Source organism: Geodermatophilus sp. SYSU D00663 (genome assembly GCF_054050655.1).
Window position 1 is genome coordinate 1 of the sequence record NZ_JBJGZT010000050.1, and the last position, 6,332, is coordinate 6,332.

The window sequence follows — 6,332 nt, forward strand, 5'->3', positions numbered from 1 at the left end:
CCCCCCCCCCCCCCCCCCGCCCCCCCCCCCCCCCCCCCCCCCCCCCCCGCCCCCCCGCGCCGGGCCCCCCCCCCCCCGCCCCCCCCCGGGCCGGGGTGGGCGCGGGCGGCGGCGGTCCGGGCCGTCCCCTGACCCGGACGGCCCGGCCGCCGCCGGTGCGGGAACCGCACCCGTCCCCTGGGACCGCGACGCCGACGACCCGGGGGACCCGGAGTCGGTGGCCCGGGCCATCTGCCTGCGGGCCCTGACCGGCGCGGCCAGGACCCGCCGGCAGCTGGCCGACCTGCTCGAGCGCCGCGGCGTCCCGGAGGAGGCCGCGACCGCGGTCCTCGACCGGTTCGGCGACGTCGGGCTCATCGACGACGCCGCCTTCGCCCGCGCGTGGGTGAGCTCCCGGCAGGCCGGCCGCGGCCTGGCCCGGCGGGCGCTGCGGGCCGAGCTGCGCGCGAAGGGCGTCGACGGCGAGGACGCCGAGCAGGCCCTCGCGCAGGTCGACGAGGAGGACGAGCGGGCCGCCGCCCGCCACCTGGTGGAGCGCCGGCTCCCGGCGCTGCGCCGGGTGGACCGGGTCACCGCCACCCGCCGGCTGGTCGGGATGCTCGCGCGCAAGGGCTACAACGGCGGCCTGGCCGCGGGCGTGGTGCGCGAGGTCATGGACGAGACCGGCTTCGGCACCGACACCGACGAGGACTCCGCGGGCTGGGACGACGCCGACCTCTGACGGGCCCGTCCCCGTCCGTCCACGGAACGACAGCGGCCGGCCGCCCTCGGGGCGACCGGCCGCTGTCCGTCCGGAGTGGGGTCAGCCCGCGAGCGGGGTGGCGACGGCGGGCACCGCCTCGGTCGCCGGCGCGTGCGCGGGCCCCGGGACCGCCTGGGCCCTCTGCAGCGGCATCGCCTGGGTCGGCAGGCCGGCCGCCGCGGGCCGGCCGGTCCACGCGGTGAGGTCCACGGCGACGCCGTCGGGCGCCTCGTCGTCGGCCACCAGCCACTCGCCCCCGTCGCCCACCCGGGCGGCCAGCCACTGCTGGATCTGCTGCTCGAACGTGCGGTCGGGCAGCACGGCCGGCCGGCTGACCGGGCCGAGGAAGGTCAGGTCGCGCTCGCTGCCGTCGGCGGCGCGCAGCACCACCCGGCAGCGGGCCCGCCGGTGCCGGGCCGGCGGCACGGCCTCGCGGACCACGGCGGTCTGGGCACCGGCGGCGACGGCGAACTGCACGGCGGCCGCGCGCAGGCGGTTCACGAAGTCCTGGGCGACGTCGACCTGTCCCTCGGGCAGGCGCACCACCGAGGGCAGCGGCGGCACGGCGGGGCGGAGAGCGGTGTCCACGGGTCCCCTCTCGGCAGCCCCGCCGCGCGGGCTGACCACCCGCGCGCCCCGGGTGCGCGGCGGGGCGGACGGGACGCCGCGTGACCGTTCCGTGTCCCGCGGCCCCCGGGTCAGACCGGCCCGCCGCCCCCGCCCATCTGCACGTCGGCGGGCAGCTCGACGTCCTTGGCCGCGGCCGCCTTCGTGTTCCGCCGGGTGCGCTTCTCCACGTACCTGGCCAGCCAGGACAGCAGCACGTTGACCACGATGTAGATCACCGCGGCGGCCACGTACAGCTGGAACGTGTAGGTGTTGCCGAAGGAGAAGGCGAAGAACTCCACCAGGCTCCGGGCGGTCCGCAGCAGCTCGACGTAGCCGACGATGAAGCCCAGCGACGAGTCCTTGAGCAGCACCACCAGCTGGGCCACCAGCACCGGCAGCATCCGCCGCACCGCCTGGGGCAGCAGGACCAGGGTCATGACCTGCGTCTTGCGCATGCCGAGGGCGAAGGCCGCCTCCCGCTGCCCGCGGTCCACCGACAGGATGCCGGCGCGGAAGATCTCGGCCAGCACGGCCATGTTGTAGAGCGTCAGGCCGAGGACCAGCGCGCGGAACGCGGTCATCGGGACGCCGACGGTCGGCAGGAACAGCAGGCAGAACAGGATCAGGATCAGCAGCGGCACGGCGCGGAAGAACTCGATCACCACACCGACCGGGGCCCGCACCCAGGCGTGGTCGGACAGCCGCCCCACGGCGAGCAGCGCGCCGAGCAGGGTGGCCAGCACCATGCCGACGGCGGCCGCGGCGAGGGTGTTGACCAGGCCCTCCCACAGCGCCTGCGGCACCCCGGACGCCGGGTCGAACAGGATGGCCCAGCGGTCGGGCTCGAGCTGGCCGTTGACGCCCAGGCGCCACAGCGCCCACCCGACGAGGGCCGCGATGACCAGCGCGCCGACGACGGTGCCGATCCGCTGGCGACGGCGGGCCTGCGGGCCGGGCAGGTCGAACAGGACGGTGCTGCTCATCGGACGATCGCCACCCGGTTCTCGACCACCCGGATCAGCCAGGCGGAGGGCAGTGTGATGACCAGGTAGCCGGCGACGACCGCGGCGAACACGGCGAGCAGCTGGTCGGCGTTGGTGTTGGCCAGCCGCTGCAGGGCGGCGGTCAGGTCCGTCACCGCGAAGCCGGCGGCGATCGAGGTGTTCTTCGCCAGCGCGATCCACACGTTGCCCAGCGGCGGCACCACGGTGCGGAAGGCCTGGGGGAGCACCACCTGGCGCAGCGACTGGCCGAAGGTCAGGCCCAGCGCGCGGGCGGCCTCCGCCTGCCCCGGCGGGACGGCGTTGATGCCCGAGCGCAGCGCCTCGCAGACGAACGCGGCGGTGTAGAGCGACAGCGCGGCGACGGCGGTGACGAACCGGCTCGGGAACTGCAGGTCGATCTGCACGATGCCGAAGGCGAGGAAGAAGAACACCACCGTCAGCGGGGTGTTGCGGAAGACCTCGACGTAGAAGGTCGCCAGCCCGCGCAGCGGCGGGACGGGGCTCACCCGCATGCCCGCGAGCACGGTGCCGAGCACCAGGGCGCACACGCCGCTGACGACGGCGAGGGAGAGCGTCGTCAGGAACGCGCTCCACAACAGGTCGGAGTTGTCGCTGAGGAACTGCACCGCGCCCTCGAGAGGTCGGGGACGGGGCGACGCCGCCGGGCGGGAGCCCGCCCGGCGGCGTCGCGTCCGTCCGGGTCGAGTGGGATCAGTACCGGTCGACCGTCGGCGGCTCGGGGGCCTCCTCGCCGGTGATGGAGCCGGCGGTGCGGTCCCACGCGTCGGCCCAGCGGCCGTCCTCGAAGGACTCCTCGAGGACGTCGTTGATGAAGTTGCGGAAGTCCGTGTCACCGAGCTCGAGCCCGATGCCGTAGGGCTCCTCGGTGAACGGGTTGCCCACCAGCTCGAAGGCGCCGTCGCTGCCGGCGACCAGGCCGGTGAGGATGACGTTGTCCGTCGTCACCGCCTGCACGTTGCCGTTGCGCAGGTCGTCGGCGCACTTGGAGTAGACGTCGTAGGTGACCAGCTGGGCCTGCGGGTAGTTGTCCCGGATGTTCTGCGCGGGCGTCGAGCCCTCGACCGAGCACACGGTCTTCCCGGCCAGGTCGTCGGGGCCCTCGATGCCCTCGGGGTTGCCCTCGGCGACCATGATGTCCTGGCCCGCGATGTAGTACGGCCCGGCGAAGTCCACGACCTGCTTGCGGGCGTCGTTGATCGTGTAGGTGGCCACGACCATGTCGACCTGGCCGTTCTGGATGAACGGCTCCCGGTTGGCCGACACCGTCTCGGTCCAGGTGATGCCGTCCTCCGGGATGCCCAGCTCGGCCGCGACGATCTTGGCGATCTCGACGTCGAAGCCCTCGGGGTCCCCGGTCTGCGGGTTGAGCAGGCCGAAGCCGGGCTGGTCGAACTTGGTGCCGATGGTGATGGCACCGGCCTCGTTGAGCTCGGCCATCGTCGTGCCGGCCTCGAACTCGACGTCCTCCTGGACCTCGGCGGTGTTCTCGGCCGACTCCTCGGCCTGGGTGCCCGCCTCGCTGGAGCAGGCGGCCAGGGCCAGGCCGAGGGTGGCCAGGGCCGCGAGCCGTCGGGTGCTGCGCATGGGGTGTCCTCCCGGGTGGGTCAGTGGTTGAGGATCTTGGACAGGAAGTCGCGGGCCCGCTCCGAGCGCGGGCTGGTGAAGAAGGTCTCCGGGTCGGCGGACTCGACGATCCGGCCGCCGTCCATGAACACCACCCGGTTGGCCGCCCGGCGGGCGAAGCCCATCTCGTGGGTGACGACGACCATCGTCATGCCCTCGCGGGCCAGTGAGGTCATGACGTCGAGGACCTCGTTGATCATCTCGGGGTCGAGGGCCGACGTCGGCTCGTCGAAGAGGATGACCTTGGGGTCCATGGCCAGCGCGCGGGCGATGGCCACGCGCTGCTGCTGGCCGCCCGACAGCTGGGCGGGGTACTTGTCGGCCTGGTGCCCGACGCCGACCCGGTCGAGCAGCTCGCGCGCCCGCCGCTCGGCGTCGGCCTTCGGCATCCGGCGCACGCGCGTCGGGGCGAGGGTGACGTTCTCGAGGATCGTCTTGTGGGCGAAGAGGTTGAAGCTCTGGAAGACCATCCCGACGTCGCTGCGCAGCCGGGCGAGCGCCTTGCCCTCCTCGGGCAGCTTCTCGCCGTCGATGCGGATCTCGCCCTGCTGGATGGCCTCCAGCCGGTTGATCGCGCGGCACAGCGTCGACTTGCCCGACCCGGACGGCCCGATGACCACGACGACCTCGCCGCGGTCGATCGAGAGGTCGATGTCCTGCAGGACGTGCAGGTCACCGAACCACTTGTTGACGCCGGTCAGCTGGACGAGAGGTCCTCCGGCGAGCTGGCTGGTCACGTCCGGAACCCTAGGGCCGTGAGCAGGTGCCGACGTCCCGGGGGCGTCACGGTCGAGTAACGAAGGCGGTGACGCCGTGTGACCGGTGTCGCGCCGTACCCTCGCAGGCGTCATGGGAACCGAGGTCGCCAGCCCGCCGCGCACCTACCGGGTGCGCACCTACGGGTGCCAGATGAACGTGCACGACTCCGAGCGGCTGTCCGGGCTGCTGGAGGCCGCCGGCTACGCGGCGGCGCCCGAGGGCGAGGACGCCGACGTCGTCGTGCTCAACACCTGCGCCGTGCGGGAGAACGCCGACAACCGCCTCTACGGCAACCTCGGCCACCTGCGCCCGGTGAAGGACGCGCACCCGGGCATGCAGATCGCCGTCGGCGGGTGCCTGGCGCAGAAGGACCGCGGCGAGATCGTGCAGCGGGCGCCGTGGGTCGACGTCGTCTTCGGGACGCACAACGTCGGGTCGCTGCCGGCGCTGCTGGAGCGGGCCCGGCACAACGCCGAGGCGCAGGTGGAGATCGCCGAGGCGCTCGAGGTCTTCCCCTCGACGCTGCCGGCCAAGCGGGACTCCGCCTACTCCGGGTGGGTGTCGATCAGCGTCGGCTGCAACAACACCTGCACGTTCTGCATCGTCCCGGCGCTGCGCGGCAAGGAGAAGGACCGCCGGCCGGGCGAGATCCTGGCCGAGGTGCAGGCGCTGGTCGACCAGGGCGTGCTCGAGGTGACCCTGCTCGGGCAGAACGTCAACGCCTACGGCGTCGAGTTCCGGGACCGGGGCGCGTTCGCCGACCTGCTGCGCGCCGCCGGCCGGATCGAGGGCCTGGAGCGGCTCCGGTTCACCAGCCCGCACCCGCGGGAGTTCACCGACGACGTCATCGAGGCGATGGCCGAGACGCCGGCGGTGTGCCACCAGCTGCACATGCCGCTGCAGTCGGGGTCCGACGACGTGCTGCGCCGGATGCGCCGCGGCTACCGGCAGGACCGCTACCTCGGGATCATCGACCGGGTCCGCGCCGCCATGCCGGACGCCGCGATCACCACGGACATCATCGTCGGGTTCCCCGGCGAGACCGAGGCCGACTTCGAGCAGACCCTCGAGGTGGTGCGGCGGGCCCGCTTCGCGAGCGCGTTCACCTTCCAGTACTCCAAGCGTCCCGGGACGCCGGCCGCCACGATGGACGGCCAGCTGCCCAAGGAGGTCGTGCAGGAGCGCTACCTGCGGCTGACCGCGCTGCAGGACGAGATCAGCTGGGCGGAGAACCGCGCGCAGGTCGGCCGCACGGTGGAGCTGCTGGCCGCCGCGGGGGAGGGCAGCAAGGACGCCCGCACCGGCCGGATGAGCGGCCGCGCCCGCGACGGGCGGCTGGTGCACTTCGCCGGCGGCGAGGGCGTGCGACCCGGTGACGTCGTCGAGACCGTCGTCACCGCGGCCGCGCCGCACCACCTGGTCGCCGACGGCCCGCTGCTGTCGCACCGCCGCACCCGCGCCGGCGACGCGCACGAGGCCGGCACCCGCCCGACCACGCCCGGCGTGCTGCTCGGCATGCCGCGCATCGGCGCACCCGCCTGACACGGGAGGGGCCCGCCCGGATCCCCGGGCGG

At 74.2% G+C, this 6,332-nt stretch carries 7 protein-coding genes; 2 read left to right on the forward strand and 5 right to left on the reverse strand.

The genetic code is table 11. From position 1 onward, the window contains the following. The first annotated feature begins 217 nt into the window (after positions 1 to 217). Positions 218 to 721, forward strand: coding sequence for a regulatory protein RecX (locus tag ACI79Z_RS22695; protein WP_387993671.1), 504 nt, complete (start codon positions 218 to 220; stop codon positions 719 to 721). Between the two features lie 81 nt (positions 722 to 802). Here the strand turns inward: ACI79Z_RS22695 and ACI79Z_RS22700 are convergent, their stop codons facing one another. The 5 genes from ACI79Z_RS22700 to ACI79Z_RS22720 all read right to left on the reverse strand — a co-directional run bounded on the left by ACI79Z_RS22700 (position 803) and on the right by ACI79Z_RS22720 (position 4,736). After that, positions 803 to 1,330: a hypothetical protein gene (locus tag ACI79Z_RS22700; RefSeq protein WP_456904203.1), complete on the reverse strand. Its 528-nt coding sequence runs from the start codon at positions 1,328 to 1,330 to the stop codon at positions 803 to 805. A 110-nt stretch (positions 1,331 to 1,440) separates the two neighbouring features. Continuing rightward, positions 1,441 to 2,334, reverse strand: coding sequence for an amino acid ABC transporter permease (locus ACI79Z_RS22705; protein WP_456904205.1), 894 nt, complete (start codon positions 2,332 to 2,334; stop codon positions 1,441 to 1,443). Then, positions 2,331 to 2,981 carry an amino acid ABC transporter permease gene (locus ACI79Z_RS22710; protein ID WP_387993663.1) on the reverse strand — a complete coding sequence of 217 codons (651 nt, stop codon included), beginning with the start codon at positions 2,979 to 2,981 and terminating at the stop codon, positions 2,331 to 2,333. The genes ACI79Z_RS22705 and ACI79Z_RS22710 overlap by 4 nt, the downstream gene beginning before the upstream one ends. 85 nt (positions 2,982 to 3,066) lie before the next feature. Beyond that, a complete protein-coding gene (locus ACI79Z_RS22715) occupies positions 3,067 to 3,960 on the reverse strand; it encodes a glutamate ABC transporter substrate-binding protein (RefSeq protein WP_387993660.1) in 894 nt (297 codons plus the stop codon). Between the two features lie 20 nt (positions 3,961 to 3,980). Next, the gene (locus ACI79Z_RS22720) at positions 3,981 to 4,736 is read right to left on the reverse strand and encodes an amino acid ABC transporter ATP-binding protein (RefSeq protein ID WP_387993657.1); all 756 of its coding nucleotides are present in this window, start codon (positions 4,734 to 4,736) and stop codon (positions 3,981 to 3,983) included. Between the two features lie 112 nt (positions 4,737 to 4,848). Between ACI79Z_RS22720 and miaB the strand changes: the two genes are divergently transcribed. Further along, positions 4,849 to 6,300, forward strand: coding sequence for a tRNA (N6-isopentenyl adenosine(37)-C2)-methylthiotransferase MiaB (gene miaB / locus ACI79Z_RS22725; RefSeq protein ID WP_456904208.1), 1,452 nt, complete (start codon positions 4,849 to 4,851; stop codon positions 6,298 to 6,300). Positions 6,301 to 6,332: the final 32 nt, after the last annotated feature.

Excerpts from the sequence above, each read along its gene's own strand:
- miaB (WP_456904208.1), top strand. The coding sequence starts at position 4,849 with ATGGGAACCGAGGTCGCCAGCCCGCCGCGCACCTACCGGGTGCGCACC.
- ACI79Z_RS22705 (WP_456904205.1), bottom strand. The coding sequence starts at position 2,334 with ATGAGCAGCACCGTCCTGTTCGACCTGCCCGGCCCGCAGGCCCGCCGT.
- ACI79Z_RS22715 (WP_387993660.1), bottom strand. The coding sequence starts at position 3,960 with ATGCGCAGCACCCGACGGCTCGCGGCCCTGGCCACCCTCGGCCTGGCC.